This is a genomic window from Streptomyces sp. NPDC058375 (genome assembly GCF_042723425.1).
Lineage (GTDB): Bacteria > Actinomycetota > Actinomycetes > Streptomycetales > Streptomycetaceae > Streptomyces > Streptomyces durocortorensis.
The window spans coordinates 19,181-40,518 of record NZ_JBHXJG010000021.1 but is presented as its reverse complement, the minus strand read 5'-3'; the positions used below and the strand labels follow the sequence as shown (position 1 = coordinate 40,518).

Sequence of the window (21,338 nt, the reverse complement as noted above, 5' to 3'; positions counted from 1 at the left end):
GTCCGGCTCAGTCGACCAGGTCGCGGACGACGGCGTCGGCGAGGAGCCGCCCGCGCAGGGTGAGGACCGCGCGGCCCTGTTCGTACGGCTGTGGCTCCAGCAGTCCGTCGGTGAGGGCGCGGCGGGAGGCGGCGAGGCCGTCGGGCTTGAGGAGGTCCAGCGGGCAGCCCTCGCGCAGCCGCAGCTCCAGGAGGATCCGCTCGACCCGGCGGTCCTCCTCGGCGAGGATCTCGCGGCCCGCGCCGGGCGAGCGGCCCTCGGCGAGCGCCTGGGCGTACGCGCCGGGGTGCTTCACGTTCCACCAGCGCACGCCGCCGACGTGGCTGTGGGCGCCGGGGCCCGCGCCCCACCAGTCGGCGCCGCGCCAGTACAGCTCGTTGTGGAGGCAGCGGCCGGCCTCGGTGGTGGCCCAGTTGGAGACCTCGTACCAGTCGAAACCGGCGGCGGCGAAGGCCTCGTCCGCGATGAGATAGCGGTCGGCGTGGGCGTCGTCGTCGGTCATCGGGATCTCGCCGCGCCGGATGCGGCGGGCGAGCTGGGTGCCCTCCTCGACGATCAGCGCGTACGCCGATACGTGGTCGGGGCCCGCGCCGATCGCGGCGTCCAGGGTGGCCCGCCAGTCGTCGTCGGACTCGCCGGGGGTGCCGTAGATCAGGTCGAGGTTGACGTGGTCGAAGCCCGCCGCCCGCGCCTCGGCGACGCAGGCCTCGGGGCGGCCGGGGGTGTGCGTGCGGTCCAGGATCTTCAGGACGTGCTGCTTGGCGCTCTGCATGCCGAAGGAGACCCGGTTGAAGCCGCCCTCGCGCAGGGCTTCGAGGTAGGCCGGGTCGACGGACTCGGGGTTCGCCTCGGTGGTGATCTCCGCGTCCTCGGCGAGCCCGAACTCCTCCCGGATCGCCGCCAGCATCCGTACGAGATCGGCAGCGGGCAGGAGGGTGGGCGTGCCGCCGCCGACGAAGACCGTACGGACGGGGCGCGGGTCGTCGCCGAGGACCTTGCGGGCCTGGCGGACCTCCTCGATGAGGTGGGCCGCGTAGTTGTCGCGGGAGGCCAGCGCACCGCCGGAGCCGCGCAGCTCGGTGGCGGTGTAGGTGTTGAAGTCGCAGTAGCCGCAGCGGGTGGCGCAGTACGGGACGTGCAGGTAGAAGCCGAGCGGGCGGTCGGCTGCGCCTTCCAGGGCGTGGCGGGGCAGCGCCCCGTCGTCGGGCACGGGCTCACCATCGGGCAGTACGGAAGGCATACCGTCCATTGTCGCTCGCGCCTGAAGTGGTTCAGTCCGCGTGCAGGACGAGCAGCGCCACATCGTCGTCCGGCGGCTGCTCGGCGAACTCGTGGACCGCTCGCCGGATCCGCTCGGCCGTCGCCTCGGCCGGCAGCCCGGCGCACCCGGCGAGCACCCGGGCCAGCCCGTCCCCGTCGTCGAACATCAGCGGGCCCGACCGCCGCTCGGTCACCCCGTCCGTGACGCAGAGCAGGGTGTCCCCGGGCGCGAGATCGAAGACCTGGCTCTCGTACGCCACGTCCTCCACGACCCCGAGCAGCACCTGCGGCTCGGCGGCCGGGCGTACGGAGCCGTCGGGGCGCAGCAGCAGCGGCAGCGGGTGCCCGGCGCTGGCCACCGTGCAGCGGACCCCGCCGTCCGGCAGCGGCACGACCTCCCCGTACAGCAGGGAGAGGAACCGCGACTGGGTGCCGTCGTGGAGCTGCTGGCCCCCGGCGGCGGCGACCATCAGGGCGGCGGCCTCGGCGGCCTCCATGGCGTCGTCGAGGAGGAGGCGGTTCAGCCGGTCCAGGACCTCCCCGACGCCGAAGCCCTCCCGGGAGAGGAGCCGGAGCCAGGGGCGGGCGAGGCCGGTGACGACGGCGGCCTCGGGGCCGGAGCCCTGGACGTCGCCGAGGACGAAGCACCAGCGGTCGCCGGGGCACGGGAAGATGTCGTAGAAGTCACCGCCGACCACGCCGTCGTCGCTCGGTTCGTAGACGAGGGCGCTGGTGACGCCCGGGATCTCCGCGACCTTGCTGGGGAGCAGGCCGCGCTGGAGGATCCGGCTGATGGTGGCCTGCCGGGTGTAGGCGCGGGCGGCGCCGACGGCGAGGCCGAGGCGGCGGACGAAGTCCTCGATGAGCGAGGCGACGGTCTCCGGCACCTGGGTGACGCCCTCGCGGCCGACGAGGACGGTGCCGAGCGCCCGGCCGCCCGCGGTGATCCGGAACGCGAGCGCGGCCCCGTCCCGGCCGCCGGGGTGCGGGGGCGGCGCTTCCTCGGCCGCCCCGGGCTGATCGGCCGGCTGGGCGGGCCAGGGTACGGGGACGGGCACGGGTCCGGAGCCGACGCCGGCCGGGAGGCGCAGCGGCTCCCTCTCCAGGGCGGTGCGCAGGGGCTCGGTGCCGGTCTCGTCGCTGTGCCAGACCCGGGCGAGCCGGGGTTCGGCGGCCGGTCCCCCGCCCTCGGTCTCCAGCCAGATCGCGCACCAGTCGGCGAGCCGGGGCACCAGCAGCTGGCCCGCTATGGCGGCCACCAGGTCCTCGTCGAGCTGCCCGGCGAGCAGGTCGGAGGCCTCGGCGAGGAAGGCCGGGGCGCCCCGGCTGTCCCAGACCGCGTCGTCGCGCTCGGTGCGCCGGGCGGCGGGGGCGAGGATCTCGGCGGCGCGCAGCCCGCGCCGGAGGGCCTCGCCGTCGGGCGGGGTGGCCGGGGTGCTCCAGTCGTCGACGGGGAGGCGGGCCCAGACGGTCTTGAGGCCGGTGCGGTAGGTGATGCCCCAGGCGTCGGCGAGGGTGGCGACGAGCTGGAGGCCCCGGCCGTACTCGGCGGGGTCGGGCAGCTCCCCCGCGACCGCCCCGCCCGGTTCCGGCCCGGGACTCGGCTCGTCGCCGCTGACCGGGCGGGCCGGGTGGTGGTCGGTGACCTCCAGCACCAGGGCGGCGGACGGCTCGTCGCCGCCTTCCTCCTCCAGCCGCAGGACCAGGTCGACCGTGGTCCCGGCGTGCACGACGGCGTTGGTGACCAGCTCGTTGGTGACGGTCACGGCGTCGTCGGCGAGCCGGTCGCTGAAGCCCACCGCGGCGGGCACCCCGAGCCCGGTCCACTCGGCGAGCGCGGCCCGTACGAACCGCCGGGCGGCGGACGGGGCGAGCGGTATCCCGGGCAGGCTGGTGCGACTGGCCAGGCGGGGGCCGTGCGCGGCACCGGCACGGACGGTGCCGGGACGCTGCACGGTGTCCCGCTGCAAGGGAATGGGCGCCACGGTGCGGCTCCTACGGTCGGACGACACCGACAGAGTGACAGACCGGCCGCATCCATAAGCACCGAGTTACGGAAGTGAGCAGAAAATCGAGCAGCTTCGAACGTGCGGGACGGCGGGACGGATTGACGACTCGTCGGACGCGGCGTCACCGGTGCCGCCGAACGGAGAGCGGTGGACGGTGTTCAGCGGAGCAGCAGGGCGCCGGGGGCTTCGTCCTCGAAGATCTCGACCAGCCAGTCGAAGACGGTCGGCCCCTCTTTGTCGCGCGCCGCGGCGAGCTCCTCGGCAACCGCCGGACGATTCGTCGGGTGGCAGCGGCTCAGCCGGATCTCCAGTTGCCGGGCGGTTTCCGCATGTCCGAGCGCACGCGCGGACTCGGCGTGGTCGTACCACTCGACGGCGAAGTCATCGTCGTCGGGCGTGCCGAATCCGCCGCGCAGACAGTCGGCGAAACTGTCGGGGCCCCGGCCGAAATAGCCCCCGGGCCCGTTGACGGCCTCGCCCATGACCAGCCAGAAGTCTTCGAGCGTACGGATGCGTCGCCCGTCCAGTACGTAGATCGCCGTCATGCCGTCAGGTTAGGCGGCTCAGGCGGCCCCGGACGTCGAAGGTGTCCGGGCCGGCTACCGCGCTTGGTCGCCGACGGAGGACGGGACCGCCGCCGCCCGTCGTCTGCGGTACACGACCACCCCGCCCGCCGCGAGCAGGATGGCGACCACGCCGGCCACCCCGAAGGCAGTCTGCTCGGCGAAGAGCCGCCCCAGCCCCTTGAGGATGCCGAGGCCCGCCGTCGCGTAGATGAGCGCCCAGGCGGCTCCGCCCACGAACAGGGCGGGGAGGTAGCGCGACAGGGGCATGCGCATGCTGCCCGCGAGGAAGTTGGCGGCGGTCTGGAACCCGACCGTCAGGAAGGAGACGGCCACCACCGGCGCGCCCCACCGCTGGATCGCCCGCTCGGCGCGCCGGAACTTCGCCGAGGAGGTCCGCGCGGCGAACCTGCTGCGCCGGGCGCCGGCTCCGGCGAGCCATCCGACGGCGAACGTCCCTCCGGCGCGCAGCAGGACGATGACGTACAGGGCTCCGGCCGCGAGCGCGATCTTATCCACGACGCCTCACCCCGGGCGCCGACGCGAAACCCGCGCCCCCCGTCATCCGCACGAGCGTCGCCCGCACGAGCGTTCCCGTCCGGCCGGGCGCACGCCGGGCACGAGCCCGGTCACCGTCTCTCACCTGCGCCCCGCCTCTGCCTGTTCCGTCCGCCGGGTACCACACCAGGCAAGGCCAGCCTAACCGGGCGCGCATACGGTGGGTAGCGGCCCCCTGGTCGGCGCCGGGGCGGGAGCAGATGCCCCGATCGGGCGGAGCCGGTTCAGGTCGCGCTCGCCCGGGCCGAGCGGGGGCGGGCTCGCAGGGCGGGCAGCCGAGCGCAGGCCTGCGCTTCGGCCAGGCCTTCACCGAGGGCCAGGAGCGAGAGGATCCGCACCGGCCGCCCGGCCATCGCGGCCGCTTCCAGTTTGTGGTGACCGTCGAGGAGGAAGTGGGTCAGGCCCCAGTGCGCGAAGTAGTCGTCTCCTCGGTCGACAGCGGGCAGGCACACGTCCAGCGTGGACATCGCCACCGCTGTCGGGACCGTTTCCCGCTCCATGAGCGCGACGTACTCCTCGACGCGCTCCCTCTCGTTCCAGTTCGGGGGGACCATGGGCACGACGAACTCGTAGAGATGGGCGTCCGCGTCGACGGCGGTCTCGAAGGTCCGGTAGTACGGGGTGCGGGGGTACTCCGGAAGACCCCAGAACTGATCGACTCCCCACGTCGCGACCTGCTCCCCGCTGAAGTAGTCGCCTTCCTTGCCGGGAACGACCAGCCGGGGTTCCACTTCCAGGAGCAGGGGACGGTACTCGCCTTGCGGCAGCAGCGCTCCGAACGCGTCGATCACACCGCCGTCGTCCAGATCGCCCAGCGGCCCGGTGAGCCGTTCTTGCAGGCTCTCCAGGGACAGCCTCTCCGTCGCACCCGTGAGCCTGCGGAACAGCAACGGGCATGTTCCGCAGTAGAAGCTGAGTTCAAAGGCAGGCTCGTCGTCGACCAGGAGCAGTCGTCGGCGGGGGCCGCCGCCGACTTCCTGCCCTTCCGTGTCGAAACGCAGCCGCGCCTCGGGGGCGGGGACGCCGAGGGTCCGCGGGGTACCCGATGTGATCATCACGGACCGACCGTACGTGACGGACGGCCCCGGCGAGACCGCCGACGACACCCTCGCCACACAACACCTACCACTCGGTCGGAATGCATGCCGCGAAGAGTGTACGTCCGTACGCTCGGGGGTTAGGGTCGTCCGCATGACCGTCGACATCGAGACACGGCCCCTCCCCGCCGCGCGCCACGCGCGGGTCGCCGTAGCCGTTCTGTTCTTCACGAACGGGGCCCTGTTCGCCAACCTGCTGCCGAGGTATCCGCAGATCAAGGAGGATCTGGCGATCGGCAACGGCGCCTACGGTCTTGCGGTCGCCGCGTTCCCGGCGGGGGCCATCACCGCCGGCCTCGCGGCAGGGGTGCTCATCCGCCGCATGGGCTCGGCGCAGGTCGCGGTCCTCGGAACCCTGCTGACGGGCGCGGGCATCCTGGCCGCCGGTCTGGCCCCGTCGGTGGCGCTGTTCGCGGCCGCCCTGTTCCTGGCCGGAGCCATGGACGCGCTCACGGACGTCGCCCAGAACGCGCACGGCCTCCGGGTGCAGCGGCTCTACGGGCGGTCCATCCTCAACTCCTTCCACGCGATCTGGTCCATCGGCGCCGTCACCGGAGGGCTGATGGCGGCAGGAGCGATGTCGCTGGGCCTTTCGCTCGGCGTCCACCTCGCCGTCTCGGCCGCCGTCCTCGTCGTCGCCGCCGCGGCCGCGCTGCGCTTCTGCCTCCCCGGCCCGGACAACGAACCGGAGGAGACCGGCCCGGAGCGGCTCGACACGAAGGGGGCGAGCGGTGCCTCGCGCGTCGGGTTCGTGCTGGCGGCCCTCGTTCTGATCGCCACGGCCGGCACGCTCGTCGAGGACGCGGGGAACTCCTGGGCCGCCCTCTACCTGAGCGACGCGCTGCACGCCTCCGCGGCGCTCGCCGCCTGGGGCTTCATCGCGCTGGTGGGCGCCCAGTTCATCGGGCGCATCTTCGGGGACCGCCTCGTCGACCGCTTCGGGCAGCGTGCCGTGGCCCGGGCCGGCGGCCTGATCACCGCGGTCGGCATGGGTCTTGCCCTGGCGGTTCCCACCCTGCCCGGAACCGTTCTGGGCTTCGCCCTGGCCGGATTCGGGGTGGCGACCCTGGTGCCCGCGGCGATGCACGAGGCCGACGCGCTGCCCGGCCTCAAGCCCGGATCGGGTCTGACGATCGTCTCCTGGCTCATGCGCCTGGGCTTTCTGCTGTCGCCGCCGGTCGTCGGCCAGGTCGCCGACGCGGCCGGCCTGCGCACCGGCCTGCTGGTGATCCCCGCCGCCGGAGTGCTGGTGGTGCTGCTCGCCGGGGTCCTGCGGAACCGGCGCGGCTGAAAACAGCGGGCAGGGAGTCCGGGCCCGTGAAGGTCCGTACTCCCCGCCCGTGCCCGTCCGGGGCCGAGCCCCCGGACGGGTTCGCGCGAGCAGCCGCTGGGCCTCGCGCGAGTGTGCGTACGTCAGGCCTCGCGCGAGCCCGCGTACATCTCGTCGATGAGCCCCCGGTACTCCCGCTCGACGACCGGCCGCTTCAGCTTGAGGCTGGGGGTCAGCTCGCCGTGCTCGACGTCCAGGTCACGCGGCAGCAGACGGAACTTCTTGATGGTCTGCCAGCGCTGGAGCCCCTCGTTGAGGCGCTGTACGTACCCGTCGATCAGCTCGACGGTCTGCGGGGCGGCGACGACCTCCGCGTACTCCTTGCCCTCCAGACCGTTCTCGGCGGCCCAGTTCAGGATGGTGGGGCCGTCGAGGGCGATGAGCGCGGTGCAGAAGTTACGGTCCGCGCCGTGCACCAGGATGTTGGAGACGAACGGGCAGACCGCCTTGAACTGCCCCTCGACCTCCGCCGGGGCGACGTACTTGCCGCCCGACGTCTTGATCAGGTCCTTCTTGCGGTCGGTGATGCGCAGGTAGCCGTCGGCCGACAGCTCGCCGATGTCCCCGGTGTGGAACCAGCCGTCCGACTCCAGGACCTCTTCGGTCTTGTCGGGCAGCTTGTGGTAGCCCTGCATGATGCCGGGGCCGCGCAGCAGGATCTCGCCGTCGTCCGCGATGCGCACCTCCGTACCGGGGAGCGGCTTGCCGACCGTGCCGGTGCGGTAGGCCTCGCCCGGGTTGACGAACGAGGCGGCGCTGCTCTCGGTGAGGCCGTAGCCCTCCAGGATGTGGACGCCGGCGCCCGCGAAGAAGAAGCCGATGTCCGGCGCGAGGGCGGCGGAGCCGGAGATACAGGCGCGCAGCCGGCCGCCGAAGGCGTCGCGGATCTTGGAGAAGACCAGCGTGTCGGCGACCTTGTGCTTGGCGCCGAGCGCGAAGGGCACGGAGGCCTTGCCGGTGCGCCGGAAGTTGTCCTGGGAGACCCTGGCGTACTCGCGGCCCACCCCGGCCGCCCACTGGAAGATCTTGTACTTGGCGCCGCCGCCCGCACGGGCCTTGGAGGCGACCCCGTTGTAGACCTTCTCGAAGATGCGGGGCACGGCGGCCATGTACGTCGGCTGGACGACCGGCAGATTCTCGATGATCTTGTCGATGCGGCCGTCGATCGCGGTGACGTGGCCGACCTCGATCTGGCCCGAGGTGAGGACCTTGCCGAAGACGTGGGCGAGCGGCAGCCAGAGGTACTGCACGTCCTCGGCGGTGATCAGCCCGGTCGCCACGGTGGCCTTGGCCATGTACGACCAGTTGTCGTGCGGCAGCCGTACGCCCTTGGGACGGCCGGTGGTGCCCGAGGTGTAGATCAGGGTGGCCAGCTGGTCGGCGGTGATGGCGGCGACCCGCTCGGTGACCGCGTCCGGGGTCTTGGCGAGCAGCTCGTTGCCCCGGGCCTCCAGGTCGGCCAGGGTGATGATCCAGCCATCCGGGTCGCCCTCGGCGGGCTCGACGCCGGCCGGGTCGATGACCACGACATGGGCGAGGTCCGGCAGGTCGGCGCGGGTCTCCCGGGCCTTGGCCAGCTGCTCGGCGTCCTCCGCGATGAGGATCCGGCTCTCGGAGTCGGCCAGGATGAAGGCGGACTCCTCGGCGTTCGTGGAGGGGTAGATCGTGGTGGTCGCGGCGCCCGCGCACATCACCCCGAGGTCGATGAGGATCCACTCCACCCGGGTGGCCGAGGAGAGCGCGACCCGCTCCTCCGGCTGCACGCCGAGTGCGATCAGCCCGGCGGCGATCGCGTAGACCCGCTCCGAGGCCTGGCCCCAGCTCAGCGACTTCCAGTCGTCGGGCCCCTGGCCCGAGGCCGACGGCACCGGATAGCGGTACGCCTCCCCGTCCGGGGTCGCCGCCACGCGGTCGATGAAAAGGGACGCCACGGAGGGCGGCCGGTTATCGATCAAGGTCTGTGTGTCGCTCACGACATCCTCCGGGCCTGCGGCATTGCTACGACCGGCTTCTTTGATACTGCGACTACTGCTGCTGTCCTGCTGCGCAACCTGCTTGTTCGGCTTGTTTAACTGGCGAGTAACCAACGATGCGTGATCAGAGTAGAGCGCACTCGTCCGCCACGTAAGAGGCAACGGGCCGCCGCTTTCATAACGAAAGGGCCCTCGCACCGCACGTTACTGCGGTGTGAGGGCCCTTCGGCCGATCGTCGCCGGGAGCCGGCGGGACAGGGGCTACTTCTTCCCCTTGCTCTCCCCCGCGGACTCGTCGGTCGACAGCACCGAGATGAAGGCGTCCTGCGGAACCTCCACGTTGCCGACCATCTTCATCCGCTTCTTGCCCTCCTTCTGCTTCTCCAGCAGCTTCCGCTTACGGGAGATGTCACCGCCGTAGCACTTGGCGAGGACGTCCTTGCGGATGGCGCGGACGGTCTCACGGGCGATGACCCGGGCGCCGATGGCGGCCTGGATCGGCACCTCGAAGTTCTGCCGGGGGATCAGCTTCTGGAGCTTGGCGACGAGCCGGACGCCGTACGCGTACGCCTTGTCCTTGTGCGTGACCGCGGAGAACGCGTCCACCTTGTCGCCGTGCAGCAGGATGTCGACCTTGACGAGGTTGGCCGTCTGCTCGCCGGTGGGCTCGTAGTCGAGGGAGGCGTAACCCCGGGTCTTGGACTTCAGCTGGTCGAAGAAGTCGAAGACGATCTCCGCGAGCGGCAGGGTGTAGCGGATCTCGACCCGGTCCTCGGAGAGGTAGTCCATGCCGAGCAGGGTGCCGCGCCGGCCCTGGCACAGCTCCATGATCGCGCCGATGAACTCGCTCGGCGCCAGCACCGTGGCGCGGACGACCGGCTCGTGCACCTTGTCGATCTTGCCCTCGGGGAACTCGCTCGGGTTGGTGACGACGTGCTCGGTGCCGTCCTCCATCTCGACGCGGTAGACCACGTTGGGGGCGGTGGCGATCAGGTCGAGCCCGAACTCGCGCTCCAGCCGCTCGCGGACCACGTCCAGGTGGAGCAGGCCGAGGAAGCCGACGCGGAAGCCGAAGCCGAGCGCGGCGGAGGTCTCCGGCTCGTAGACCAGGGCGGCGTCGTTGAGCTGGAGCTTGTCCAGCGCCTCGCGCAGGTCCGGGTAGTCCGAGCCGTCCAGCGGGTAGAGCCCCGAGAACACCATCGGCTTCGGGTCCTTGTACCCGCCGAGCGCCTCGGTGGCCCCGTTCTGCAGGGAGGTGATCGTGTCACCGACCTTGGACTGCCGGACGTCCTTCACACCGGTGATGATGTAGCCGACCTCGCCCACGCCGATGCCGTCGGCCGGGGTCATCTCCGGGGAGGACACCCCGATCTCCAGGAGCTCGTGGGTGGCGCCGGTCGACATCATTCGGATGCGCTCGCGCTTGTTGAGCTGACCGTCGACGACACGGACGTAGGTGACGACCCCGCGGTACGAGTCGTAGACCGAGTCGAAGATCATCGCGCGGGCGGGGGCGTCCGCGACGCCGACCGGGGCCGGCACGTCCCGCACGACCCGGTCGAGCAGCGCGTCCACGCCGACGCCGGTCTTGGCGGAGACCTTGAGCACGTCCTCGGGCTGGCAGCCGATGAGGTTGGCCAGCTCCTCGGAGAACTTCTCCGGCTGGGCGGCGGGGAGGTCGATCTTGTTGAGCACCGGGACGATGGTGAGGTCGTTCTCCATCGCGAGATAGAGGTTGGCCAGCGTCTGGGCCTCGATGCCCTGCGCGGCGTCGACCAGCAGGACCGTGCCCTCGCAGGCGGCGAGCGAACGGGAGACCTCGTAGGTGAAGTCCACGTGGCCCGGGGTGTCGATCATGTTGAGGACGTGGGTGGTGCCCGTGTCCTCACCCGTGTTGGGCGCCCAGGGCAGCCGGACCGCCTGGGACTTGATGGTGATGCCGCGCTCGCGCTCGATGTCCATCCGGTCGAGGTACTGAGCACGCATCTGCCGCTGGTCGACCACTCCGGTCAGCTGAAGCATCCGGTCGGCAAGGGTCGACTTGCCGTGGTCGATGTGCGCGATGATGCAGAAATTGCGGATCAGCGCCGGGTCGGTACGGCTCGGCTCGGGCACGTTGGAAGGAGTCGCGGGCACGCAGGGTCCTGATTCTTGAGACGCCGAACGCCGTGTCTCGGGTCGATGTCGGGTCGGTCGGATCGTCGGTCGGATCGATACGTAGGCTCCATCGTCCCACGCCTGCGGGGCAGCGACCGGTTTGGGCCGGTCGGAGGGTGACTGCTACCGTGGACAGCTGTGCCTCGTGGCTCTCACGAGCGGCGTGGCTCACCTAGAAGATCCAACGAACCTGAAAAGGCTCTTTCGTGGCGAACATCAAGTCCCAGATCAAGCGGAACAAGACCAACGAGAAGGCGCGCCTGCGCAACAAGGCCGTCAAGTCGTCGCTCAAGACCGCGATCCGCAAGGCCCGCGAGGCCGCCGCTGCCGGTGACGTCGAGAAGGCCACCACGGCCGTCCGCGACGCCTCCCGTCAGCTCGACAAGGCTGTCTCGAAGGGTGTCATCCACAAGAACGCCGCCGCCAACAAGAAGTCGGCGCTGGCGTCCAAGGTTGCCTCCCTGCAGGCCTGAGCTTCTTCCCGAAGCTCACTGATGTGATGCGCCGGAACGGACCAGCGGGCCCTCTCTCCCGCCCCTGACCGGCACCCCGCGCCGCACACCGAACCTGCGTTCGCCACGCGGGTGCGGCGCACCAAGAGTGTGACCCGGAAGCCCCGGACGCCGATCTCCCCAGATCAGCGCTCCGGGGCTTCCGCGCGTATGGATCCACCCCAGCCCGTCCGGCGCGCACCCAGCCCGTCCGGCACACACCCAGCTCGTGCGGGGCACCATCAGCCCGTCCGGCGCTTGAGGACGGAACAAGTCACCACAGGCCCCCGCACCACCACGGCACCCCCGAAGGGCTACCGCCCCGCCCGCGCGGCCTGCGCAACAACGACGACGGCCTTCTCCAGGGCGTACTCCGGATCGTCCCCCCCACCCTTCACCCCCGCGTCCGCCGCAGCCACGGCCCGTAGCGCCACCGCGACCCCGTCCGGCGTCCACCCCCGCATCTGCTGCCGCACCCGGTCGATCTTCCACGGCGGCATCCCCAGCTCCCGGGCAAGATCAGCCGGCCGCCCGCCCCTCGCAGAGGACAGCTTCCCGATCGCCCGCACCCCCTGCGCCAGCGCACTGGTGATCAGGACGGGCGGTACCCCGGTCGACAACGACCACCGCAGCGCCTCCAGCGCCTCCGCCGCCCGCCCCTCGACCGCCCGGTCGGCGACGGTGAACGACGACGCCTCCGCCCGCCCCGTGTAGTAGCGCCCGACGACCGCCTCGTCGATCGTGCCCTCGACGTCCGCGATCAGCTGGGACACCGCACTCGCGAGCTCCCGCAGATCGCTGCCGATGGAGTCGACCAGCGCCTGGCACGCCTCCGGCGTCGCGGACCGCCCATGGGTCCGGAACTCCGACCGTACGAACGAGAGCCGCTCGGCCGGCTTGGTGGTCTTCGGGCAGGCGACCTCCCGGGCCCCGGCCTTGCGGGCCGCGTCCAGCAGCCCCTTCCCCTTGGCTCCGCCCGCGTGCAGCAGGACGAGCGTGATCTCCTCGACCGGGGCGCCGAGATACGCCTTGACGTCCTTGACCGTGTCGGCCGAGAGGTCCTGCGCGTTGCGAACGATCACGACCTTGCGCTCGGCGAAGAGCGAGGGGCTGGTGAGCTCGGCGAGCGTGCCGGGCTGCAACTGGTCGGACGCCAGATCACGTACGTCCGTGTCGGCGTCGGCAGCCCGCGCGGCCGCCACCACCTGCTGCACCGCACGGTCCAGGAGGAGATCCTCCTGGCCCACGGCGAGGGTGAGGGGGGCGAGCGGATCGTCGGTGGAATTCTTCCTGGTGGCCATCGCGATCCAGCATCCCATGGCCCACTGACAGCCCGGATCCCCCGCCGCCCCAGGGTGTGGGGCACAGATACCCGTACCGGAGAATGTCCGGGTGAGCGATGTGAGACATGTACTGGTGCTGCCCGACCGCGACGCCGCCGAGGAGGTGGCCGGAGAGCTGGCGGACCGCTTCGGGGTCGCCGAGGAACCCCAGCTCGTACGGGACGCCCTGGCCGGCGAGGACGACGCCGAGGACGCCCAATGGCTGGTGGTCGTGGAGGACGCGGCCGGACGCCTGGACCCGGCCGCGCTCGACGAGTTCGCCGCCGCGTACGAAGGCTGGCTGGAGAAGCCGTAACCGGTCCGACGCCCCGCCCGCCCGGCCCGCTCAGCCCTTGGGAACGATCTGGATGTCCAGATCGATGACGATGCTGGGCCCCACCACGGCGATCCCGCGCGCCAGCATGGTCTGCCAGGTGAGCGTGAAGTCCTCGCGGTGCAGTTCGGTGGTGGCCCGGCAGGCGGCGCGCGTCTCGCCCTCCAGGCCGTTGCCGAGACCGAGGTACTGCGTGTCCAGCGTCACGGTACGGCTGACGCCGTGCAGGGTCAGCGCACCGGTGACACCCCAGCGGCTGCCGCCCCGGTGGACGAAGCGCTCGCTGTAGAACTCCAGCGTCGGGTAGCGGCCGACGTCGAGGAAGTCGCCGGAGCGCAGGTGGTCGTCGCGCATCTGGACGTTGGTGTCGATCGACGCCGCGTCGATGATCACGTGCATGGCGGAGTCCTCCATGCGGTCGGCGATCCGGACGGCCCCGGCGAAGTTGTTGAACCTGCCGTGGATGCGGGCCAGCCCGATGTGCCGGGCGGTGAAGCCGATCTGCGAGTGGTTCGGCTCGATGTCCCAGTCGCCGGGGTCGGGCAGCTGCGGGGGCTGCGCCACCTGGAGGGTCACGTCGCCCAGAGTGGCGTGCGCCCCTTCGCTCACCGTCGCCGCCCCGTGGAACGGGGTGAAGCCCTCGGCCGTGACCGCAAGCCGGTAGTCGCCGGCCGGGACCGTGGCGAGCAGACTGCCGAAGGGGTCCGTCTCGCCGGCGGTCACCTTGCGGCCCGTACTGTCGGTCACCACGAACTCGGCCTGCTGGACCGGTTCGTTGACCGGGTCCAGCACCCGGCAGCTGAGCACGCCCGCGGTACGGGGCATCCGGAATCCGGCGAGGGCCCCACCGCGCCCACCCGCCTGGCCTCTGTTTCCCAGCCAACGGCCGAACATCTCTGACGTACCCCCACGGGCGCTTCGCACCTCGGGCCCCCTGACAGGTGGACGTCACCGTCTGATCAGCGGCCCGCCGACGATCATGCATTCGATCACTGTTGAGGCGTTCGAGGCAAACCGAGTAGGTCGGAGAACCTTGTGCAGTTATGCGCCAATCCGGCATTGAACGTGTGGAGCTTCTCGGGTCGGCGGTGAGGGCCCGGCCTGGCACGGCCCGCCCTCGCCCGTCCGTCGCCGAGGCGAGGCCGGCGCGATGGAGCAGAGCCTCCCGGCGCCTCAACGCCGCCGGGAGACCCTGCCCCGCCGTCTCAGGCCCCGCCACCGACCGGCATCGACCGGCCGAAGTACGTCCACGGGGCCTTGGACAGCCCGACGTCCGCCGCCGAGAAGGCGATCGCGTACGAGGTGCCCACGCCGCCGGCGGAACCGCCCAGGTTCCACAGGGCGCCGTTGCTCGTGTCCTCCATCGGGGCCCCGACGGCCAGGTCGGCGCGGGCGTCACCGTTGGTGTCGGTCAGGCGTACGGCAGCGCCGAACCGGTCGTACGGCTCGTTCGCGCCCGGCACGCCTGCGGTGCCCTGGTGCACGGCCTGGGAACCGACGCCGGTGAGTCCGTCGACCGAACCGCGCAGGACGACGACTCCACCGGCGTTGGGAACCGAGCCGATGGTCTCGAACTCGACGCCGACAGCCGCGTCGGCGAAGCCGTCACCATTGATGTCGCCCACGGCCACCGCCTCACCGAACGTGTCCCCGGGCTCGGTGGCTCCGGGAACGCCGGGACTGTCCTGAGTGAGCGTCCTGCGCCCGGAGATGCTGAGCCCCGCCGCGGCGCCCGCGTAGGCGGTGACCGCGTTGTCGTCGGGAGACCCGACGATCAGGTCGTCCCGACCGTCGGCGTCGAAGTCACCCGTGGCAGCCGCGTGCGCATCGTCCGGCAGGACCTCGGGGTCGCCGAGCGCCCCGTCGTAGACGAGCGACGCGCCGCCGTAGCTGCCGTCCCTGTCGTAACGGCCCCCCACGACGAGATCGTCCCTGCCGTCGCCGTCGAAGTCACCGGCCGCCAGGGCGCGGTAGTAGTCCGAGCTGTCGGGAGCGATCGTGGTCGTCAGCCGGCGGCGCTCCTCGGCGCCGCCCCTGGCGATGGCTCCGAAGATCCACACGTCGTTGCCGCTGGTGCCGACGGCGAGCTCGGGGTTTCCGTCGCCGTCGAAGTCACCGACGACGAGTCGGTCGCCGAAGCGGTCGTGCTGGGTGGGAGCCGGGTCAGGGACGTCGGTGCCTCCGACGATGCCGGATTTCGAACCCCACAGGACCGTGACGGCACCGCCCGCCACGTCGCTGCCGACCTTCTCGTCCGGCGTGCCGGCGACGATGTCGGTGTAGCCGTCACCGTCCAGGTCTCCCGTGGCCAGCGCCGAGCCGAACTCGTCGTTCTCCTCCAGCGCGCCGGGAACACCGGGCGAACCCTGCGTGACGATCTGCGTCCGGCCTGCCGAGACTCCGGCCGACGAACCGGTGTTGACGACGATCGCACCAGCCCTGGGAACGCCTGACACGGCGGCTTCGGAGGCGGTGACCAGGTCACCGTAGCCGTCGCCGTTCACGTCGCTCTGCCCACGGAGAGGGGCCGCAGGCGCGTTGGGCGCAGCGTGAGCAGGGGGCGCGGCGAACAGACCGGCCACAAGGGCGGCGGCGAGGACGGGGGCGGAGCGGTACGGATGGCGCATGGACTCTTCTCTATCGATGCGGTGGCCGGAAAGACCTGGCAGACGGCGACGAGGAGCCGGAACTCCGGAACCTCGCCGAGCGCTACAGGTAAGACACACACCCATCTCGAATGGTTGTGCGAAAACCACCGGGAACCACCGGTCCCCTGCGGGGACCACTGGTCCTAGGACTTCGGCCCCAAGCCTCTTGGCTGAGGCGCGGCACGGTGGTCGGCCTCTAGCGTGTCGATCATGACTGAGTACGATCCCCCGCCCCCGCGCAGCAGGGGCCAGCGCAAGCAGGACGTCCTGGACCGTCTGCGGCAGGACGAAGACGCGTGGGTGGGGACGGCGTCCCCGGACGGCGTCCCCACCCTGGTGCCGCTGTCGTTTCTCTGGGAGGACGACACCGGCACGCTGGTGATGGCCACCCGGCGAACCAACCCGACGGCCGTCAACGTGACTCCCGACGGGCAGATCCGGGTCACCGTGGGCCACACCCGCGACGTGGTGCTGGTCGAGGGCGGGGCGAGGCTCGTGGAGGCAGCGGACCTTCCCACCGTGACGAGGGATGCCTTCGCCGCCAAGCTCCGGGGATGGAGTCCGCGCGGCCCCCGCTATGTGTTCCTGCGCATCACCCCCCACACCGTGCGCGCCTGGCGCGAGGAGAACGAACTCGCCGACCGCGACCTGATGCTCTCCGGCACCTGGCTGACCTGACCCCACGCCCCGGCCCCGGGAGCGGGGGGAACGGAACCGGGCGCGGAGAGGGGAACAGAGCCGGGCGCGGGGAGGGGAGACCGGCGGGCGGCGGGCCCGGTTGCCGCGGCGTCATGACCGGCCCACCGCCCGCAGCTCCTTCCCCGCGCCCGTCACCGCGATCGGGCCGTCGGTGTCGGTGCGCAGAACCCGGGCCCCTGCCGCCGCGAGGGCGTCCACCGTGCGGGGCGAGGGGTGGCCGTACGGGTTGTCCGCGCCGCAGGAGATGAGCGCCAGCCTCGGCCGTACGCTGTGGAGCAGCCCGACGTCCTGGAAGGGCGAGCCGTGGTGGGCCACCTTGAGGACGTCCACCGGGCCCGACGCCTCCCGCCCGCGCAGCAACTCCCGCTGGGCCAGGGGTTCGAGGTCCCCGAGGAGCAGCAGCGTCAGACCTCCGGCCGCCCGTACGCGCAGGGTGACGCTGGAGTCGTTCGGCTCCCGCCCCGCCGTTCCCGATCCCCCGGGCCCCGGGCGGGGCCAGAGGACCCGCCAGTCGACCGGGCCCGACCGGCGGTGCTCACCGGCCGCGGCCCGCACCGTCGGAACCCGCGCCTCGGCCGCCGTCCGCCGCACGAACGCGGCCTGCTCGGGCGGCTCTTCGAGGCTCGTCGTCTGGATCGCGCCCACCGCCCTGCCTCGGAGCACACCCGGCAGCCCGCGCACATGGTCGGCGTGGAAGTGGGTGAGGACCACGAGCGGGACACGGGTCACCGCGAGATCGCGCAGACACCGGTCGACCGCACGGGGGTCGGGTCCGGCGTCGACGACCACCCCCGTGCCCTCCCCCGCCGCGAGGACCATCGCATCGCCCTGCCCCACATCGCAGAGCGCGAACGCCCAGCCGGGCGGCGGCCACCCGGTCATGATCCGGGTCAGCGGAACCGGCCGCAGCACCGCCAGCACCAGAAGCAGCCCGGTGGCCGCACAGATCCAGGGGCGACATGCCAGCCTCGGAGCCAGGAGCACCGCCAGAACGGTGAGGGCGGCCAGCAGCGCCGCACCGGACCACCCTCCGGGCCACTGCGCCTCCGCCCCGGGAAGACCCGCCCCCGTGCGGGCGACCGTGGCGATCCACCCGACCGGCCAGCCCGCGATCCCGGCCAGCAGCTCGGCCGCCGGCGGAGCGACCGGGGCGACGGCGAGGGCCGCGAACCCGAGCACCGTCGCCGGTGCCACCGCGAACTCCGCCAGCAGATTGCACGGGACCGCCACCAGGCTGACCCGCGAGGCCAGGACCACCACCACGGGTGCGCACACGGCCTGCGCGGCCGCCGCCGCGGCCAGCACCTCGGCGAGCCTGCCCGGCACCCGCCGCGCCCGCAGGGCGGCGCTCCACCGCGGAGCGAGGGTCAGCAGCGCACCGGTGGCCAGGACCGACAGCAGGAAGCCGTAGCTCCGGGCGAGCCAGGGGTCGAGGAGCACCAGGAGGACCACAGCGGCCGCCAGGGCGGGGATCAGCGATCTCCGGCGGCCCGTCCCGATCGCGAGGAGGGTGATGAGACCGCAGGCCGCCGCGCGGAGCACGCTCGGTTCCGGGCGGCACACGATGATGAAGGCGAGGGTCAGCGCCCCGCCGATCAACGCGGTGCCTCGCAGGGAGAGCCCCAACAGGGGTGCGAGACCGCGCCGTTCCGCGCTCGACGCCGCCCCCGGCGGCCCGACGAGGAGAAAGAGCAGAATCGAGAGATTTGCTCCGGAAACGCTCAACAAGTGCGTAAGGTCGGTCGCCTTGAAGGCGTCGTGGAGGTCGGGCGGCACCCTGGAGGTGTCGCCGACCACCAGCCCCGGCAACAGCGCACGCGCGTCCGCGTCCAGCTCGTCCGTCGCCTCCCGCAACCCGGCGCGCAGGTCCCCCGCCACGCGCTGGATCCAGGTCGGGGGCCCGGTGATCCGGGGCTCCCCCGCGTCGTCCACCCGCAGGACCGCCGCCAGGCGTTCGCCCTCGTGTGCCGGAGGCGAGAGCCGGCCGCTGAGCCGGAGCCGGGTGGACGGCAGCAGCTTCTGCCAGTCCGCCCGGTGGTCGCCCGACCCGACCATGAGCAGCACGGGCGTACGGACCCGGGTGCTCGGGCCGTCCGTCCCCACCTCCGTGACCTCGGCGTCGATCAGGAGAAGGGGCGGAGCGCTGTGGCTGCCCCGTACCGCCGGGCGGGCCGCCCGGGGATCCGAAGTCACCCGGACCTCGGCGTCGATCCGCGCATACTCCCGGGCCAGCCCGGGGACGGGACCGCGCCGAACGTCGGCCCCGTGGAGCCCGGCCACGACCGTGCCCGCCGCCGCGCAGAGCAGCACGGCTCCCCCGGCGGCGACGGCCCGGGACCGTCCGGCGGCCCTCCCCGGAGAGGCGCGCGAGGCCGCCACCAGCAGAACGAGCGCCGGAACCAGACAGGCGACGGCCACCGCGGCCACCCACCGCCCCGGAAGGCCCAGTGCCGAGGCCGCAGCGGCCCAGACCGCCAGGGCGGGTGGAACGAGCCGCAGATCCGTGGGCCCCTCCCGTCGTGCCCCCTCCCCCACCGCGCCCGCCGCCGCCACGCCCCCGGTACCGTCCCGGTCCGCGCCCACGCCCCCGGTGCCGTCCCGGTCCGCGCCCCGGGGGGCGAGCCGGGCCTCACGGCTACTCATGGCCGTACGAGCGGCTGGAGGTCGGCGAAGCGGCGGTCGCCGATCCCGTTGACCTGGCGGAGCTCGTCGACGGACCGGAATCCGTTGTTCTCCGTGCGGTAGTCGATCATGTGCTGGGCGAGCACCGGCCCGACCCCCGGCAGGGTTTCGAGCTGCTCCGCGGTCGCCGTGTTCAGGCTCAGCGGCGCCGAGGGCCCAGCCCCACCCGCCGGGCCGGCCGGTCCGGCTCCGACCCCGCCGCCTCCGGTCGCCCCGGCGACCGGAGGACCGGGCGGAAGACCCACGGCGACCTGCTCGCCGTCCACGAGAACCCGCGCCCGATTGAGCCCGGTCAGATCCGTGCCGGCCCGCACACCGCCCGCGGCTTCGAGCGCATCCGCCACCCGTGCTCCCGCCGGCAGCCGACGGACCCCCGGCCGGTGCACCTTGCCGCTCACATCCACGACGATCTGCTCGTTTCCGGTCCCGCTCCCGTTTCCGGTCCCGTCCGCGACCGGCGGCTCCCCGGCGGCCGGACGGGGCACCGGGTCCGAGGCGCCGGAACGTAACGGATCCGGTGGCAACGCGGGCGCCGCCGCTTCGTCCGCGACCGGTTCCGGCGCGCGCACGGCCTGGGGGCGTACGGACCAGAAGTGCACCGTGGCGACGGCCACCGCGGCGAGCAGCACCAGCCCGAGCACCACAGGCGTGCGCGGCGCCATCCCACACCGGAGCCGCACCCACAACGGCAGCCGCTCCCGGACGGCCGACACGAGACGCCGCGCTCTCGACGTATCGCCGGGCACCGCCCCCACGGTCTCGGGCGCGGATGCGGATGCGGATGCGGATGCGGATGCGGATGTGGATGCGGATGCGGATGTGGATGCGGATGTGGATGCGGATGTGGATGGGGATGCAGATACCGGTGCCGCTGTCGGCTCACGTACCGGTACGGGTTCGACATCGCTCCCCAGCCCGTAGGCGCCCGCCATCAGCGCGTCCGCCCGGCGACGCGCGGCCGCCGACGCCAGGGCGGACCGCCCTCGCACGGACCGCCGCCCACCGTGGCGCGCAGCGGAACGAGCGCCGGGGCCCGCACCCGCCCGGCCGCTCGGGCGCGTGCCGGATCCGTGCCGCGCCCGTGCCGGCGTCCGCCCGGACGGCGGGTCGGGCGGAGGCAGAACCGCAGAGGCGGACTGCGGGGATCCGGACGGGAACGTGGAGGATGGATCGGACGAGGAGGCAGAGGTGAAGGGAGCGTCGGAAGCCGACGCCCGAGAAGATCGAAGGGCCATGCCTCACGACGTTAGGCACATCCGCCCGAACCCGCTGAGCAGCACCGATTCCTGTGGACAGCCCGGCAGTTGTGAACAACCCGGCCACCCTACGGAGTGAAGCTCCCCCACGGAGTGGAGCCCCCAGGCCCGTTCACCGCAGCGAGATCACCGCGCCGAGCAGCCCCGGACCCGTGTGCGCCCCGATCACCGCGCCGACCTCGCTGACATGGAGGTCGACCAGGCCGGGAACGCGTTCGCGCAACCGCTCGGCCAGGCGCTCCGCGCGCTCCGGGGCGGCGAGGTGGTGGACGGCGATGTCCACCGGGGCCGCTCCCGCCCGGTCGGCGACGATCTCCTCCAGGCGGGCGATGGCCTTGGACGCCGTCCGCACCTTCTCCAGCATCTCGATCCGGCCCCCGTCGAGCTCCAGGATCGGCTTCACCGCCAACGCGGATCCCAGCAGGGCCTGGGCCGTGCCGATGCGACCGCCCCGGCGCAGATAGTCGAGAGTGTCGACATAGAAATACGCCGAGGTGTCCGCGGCCCGCTTCTCCGCCGCCGCCACCGCTTCGTCCAGGCCGCCGCCCGCTTCGGCGGTCTCCGCCGCCGCGAGTGCGCAGAATCCCAGGGCCATGGCGACCATGCCGGTGTCCACCACGCGTACCGGAACGGGGGCGTCCTTCGCAGCGAGCAGCGCGGCGTCGTACGTGCCCGAGAACTCCGACGACAGGTGCAACGACACCACCGCGTCCGCCCCGGCCTCGGCCGCCGCCCGGTAGGCCGCGGTGAAGACCTCGGGGCTGGGGCGGGAGGTGGTCACGGAGTGGCGTTTCTGCAGAGCCAGGGCGAGCGAGCGGGCCGAGATCTCCGTGCCCTCCTCCAGCGCCTGGTCGCCCAGGACGACGGTCAGCGGCACTGCGGTGATGCCGTGCCGTTCCATCGTCGGGCGCGGCAAGTAGGCCGTGGAATCGGTGACGATAGCGACATGGCGGGACATG

Annotated in this window: 17 protein-coding genes; 4 read left to right on the top strand and 13 right to left on the bottom strand. The window is 72.5% G+C overall.

Annotation, left to right across the window (positions count from 1 at the left end; all coding sequences use genetic code 11):
- Nucleotides 1–7: 7 nt before the first annotated feature.
- The 5 genes from hemW to ACFWM7_RS06060 all read right to left on the bottom strand — a co-directional run bounded on the left by hemW (nt 8) and on the right by ACFWM7_RS06060 (nt 5,445).
- Complete coding sequence (hemW, locus tag ACFWM7_RS06080) at nt 8–1,249, bottom strand: radical SAM family heme chaperone HemW (protein WP_383255608.1); 1,242 nt, start codon at nt 1,247–1,249, stop codon at nt 8–10.
- Between the two features lie 22 nt (nt 1,250–1,271).
- Complete coding sequence (locus ACFWM7_RS06075) at nt 1,272–3,245, bottom strand: SpoIIE family protein phosphatase (protein WP_383255606.1); 1,974 nt, start codon at nt 3,243–3,245, stop codon at nt 1,272–1,274.
- A gap of 182 nt (nt 3,246–3,427) precedes the next feature.
- Nucleotides 3,428–3,814 (bottom strand): barstar family protein, encoded by a 387-nt coding sequence (locus ACFWM7_RS06070; protein WP_383255604.1) that lies wholly within the window; start codon nt 3,812–3,814, stop codon nt 3,428–3,430.
- A 54-nt stretch (nt 3,815–3,868) separates the two neighbouring features.
- Nucleotides 3,869–4,351: a DedA family protein gene (locus ACFWM7_RS06065; RefSeq protein WP_383255600.1), complete on the bottom strand. Its 483-nt coding sequence runs from the start codon at nt 4,349–4,351 to the stop codon at nt 3,869–3,871.
- A 263-nt stretch (nt 4,352–4,614) separates the two neighbouring features.
- A complete protein-coding gene (locus ACFWM7_RS06060; protein WP_383255625.1) occupies nt 4,615–5,445 on the bottom strand; it encodes a hypothetical protein in 831 nt (276 codons plus the stop codon).
- Between the two features lie 136 nt (nt 5,446–5,581).
- Between ACFWM7_RS06060 and ACFWM7_RS06055 the strand changes: the two genes are divergently transcribed.
- Nucleotides 5,582–6,778: an MFS transporter gene (locus ACFWM7_RS06055; RefSeq protein ID WP_383255598.1), complete on the top strand. Its 1,197-nt coding sequence runs from the start codon at nt 5,582–5,584 to the stop codon at nt 6,776–6,778.
- 122 nt (nt 6,779–6,900) lie between these two features.
- On the opposite strand, the gene ACFWM7_RS06050 is transcribed toward ACFWM7_RS06055, so the two are convergent.
- Entirely contained in the window at nt 6,901–8,790 is a 1,890-nt protein-coding gene (locus ACFWM7_RS06050) for an AMP-dependent synthetase/ligase (RefSeq protein ID WP_383255596.1), read from the bottom strand.
- Between the two features lie 261 nt (nt 8,791–9,051).
- Nucleotides 9,052–10,926, bottom strand: coding sequence for a translation elongation factor 4 (gene lepA / locus ACFWM7_RS06045; RefSeq protein ID WP_383255592.1), 1,875 nt, complete (start codon nt 10,924–10,926; stop codon nt 9,052–9,054).
- Nucleotides 10,927–11,153: 227 nt separating this feature from the next.
- Between lepA and rpsT the strand changes: the two genes are divergently transcribed.
- Nucleotides 11,154–11,420, top strand: a complete 267-nt coding sequence (gene rpsT / locus ACFWM7_RS06040) for a 30S ribosomal protein S20 (protein ID WP_007449624.1) — start codon at nt 11,154–11,156, stop codon at nt 11,418–11,420.
- A gap of 332 nt (nt 11,421–11,752) precedes the next feature.
- On the opposite strand, the gene holA is transcribed toward rpsT, so the two are convergent.
- A complete protein-coding gene (gene holA / locus ACFWM7_RS06035; protein WP_383255588.1) occupies nt 11,753–12,739 on the bottom strand; it encodes a DNA polymerase III subunit delta in 987 nt (328 codons plus the stop codon).
- Between the two features lie 91 nt (nt 12,740–12,830).
- On the opposite strand from holA, the gene ACFWM7_RS06030 reads away from it, so the two are divergent.
- Complete coding sequence (locus ACFWM7_RS06030; RefSeq protein WP_383255585.1) at nt 12,831–13,076, top strand: hypothetical protein; 246 nt, start codon at nt 12,831–12,833, stop codon at nt 13,074–13,076.
- A 30-nt stretch (nt 13,077–13,106) separates the two neighbouring features.
- Here the strand turns inward: ACFWM7_RS06030 and ACFWM7_RS06025 are convergent, their stop codons facing one another.
- Both ACFWM7_RS06025 and ACFWM7_RS06020 read right to left on the bottom strand, forming a co-directional pair.
- A complete protein-coding gene (locus tag ACFWM7_RS06025) occupies nt 13,107–13,988 on the bottom strand; it encodes a YceI family protein (RefSeq protein WP_383255583.1) in 882 nt (293 codons plus the stop codon).
- A 311-nt stretch (nt 13,989–14,299) separates the two neighbouring features.
- Nucleotides 14,300–15,721, bottom strand: coding sequence for an FG-GAP repeat protein (locus tag ACFWM7_RS06020; protein ID WP_383255580.1), 1,422 nt, complete (start codon nt 15,719–15,721; stop codon nt 14,300–14,302).
- A gap of 231 nt (nt 15,722–15,952) precedes the next feature.
- Here ACFWM7_RS06020 and ACFWM7_RS06015 point away from each other — a divergent pair, with 231 nt between their 5' ends.
- Nucleotides 15,953–16,420, top strand: a complete 468-nt coding sequence (locus tag ACFWM7_RS06015; RefSeq protein WP_383255578.1) for a pyridoxamine 5'-phosphate oxidase family protein — start codon at nt 15,953–15,955, stop codon at nt 16,418–16,420.
- Between the two features lie 111 nt (nt 16,421–16,531).
- Here ACFWM7_RS06015 and ACFWM7_RS06010 read toward each other — a convergent pair whose 3' ends face one another.
- The 3 genes from ACFWM7_RS06010 to ACFWM7_RS06000 form a co-directional block, all read right to left on the bottom strand.
- Complete coding sequence (locus ACFWM7_RS06010) at nt 16,532–19,084, bottom strand: ComEC/Rec2 family competence protein (RefSeq protein ID WP_383255574.1); 2,553 nt, start codon at nt 19,082–19,084, stop codon at nt 16,532–16,534.
- On the bottom strand, nt 19,081–20,358 hold the full coding sequence (locus ACFWM7_RS06005; RefSeq protein ID WP_383255570.1) for a helix-hairpin-helix domain-containing protein: 1,278 nt from the start codon (nt 20,356–20,358) through the stop codon (nt 19,081–19,083). Before ACFWM7_RS06005 ends, ACFWM7_RS06010 begins: the two co-directional genes overlap by 4 nt.
- Nucleotides 20,359–20,491: 133 nt before the next feature.
- Entirely contained in the window at nt 20,492–21,337 is an 846-nt protein-coding gene (locus tag ACFWM7_RS06000; RefSeq protein ID WP_383255568.1) for a DegV family protein, read from the bottom strand.
- Nucleotide 21,338 lies beyond the last annotated feature (1 nt).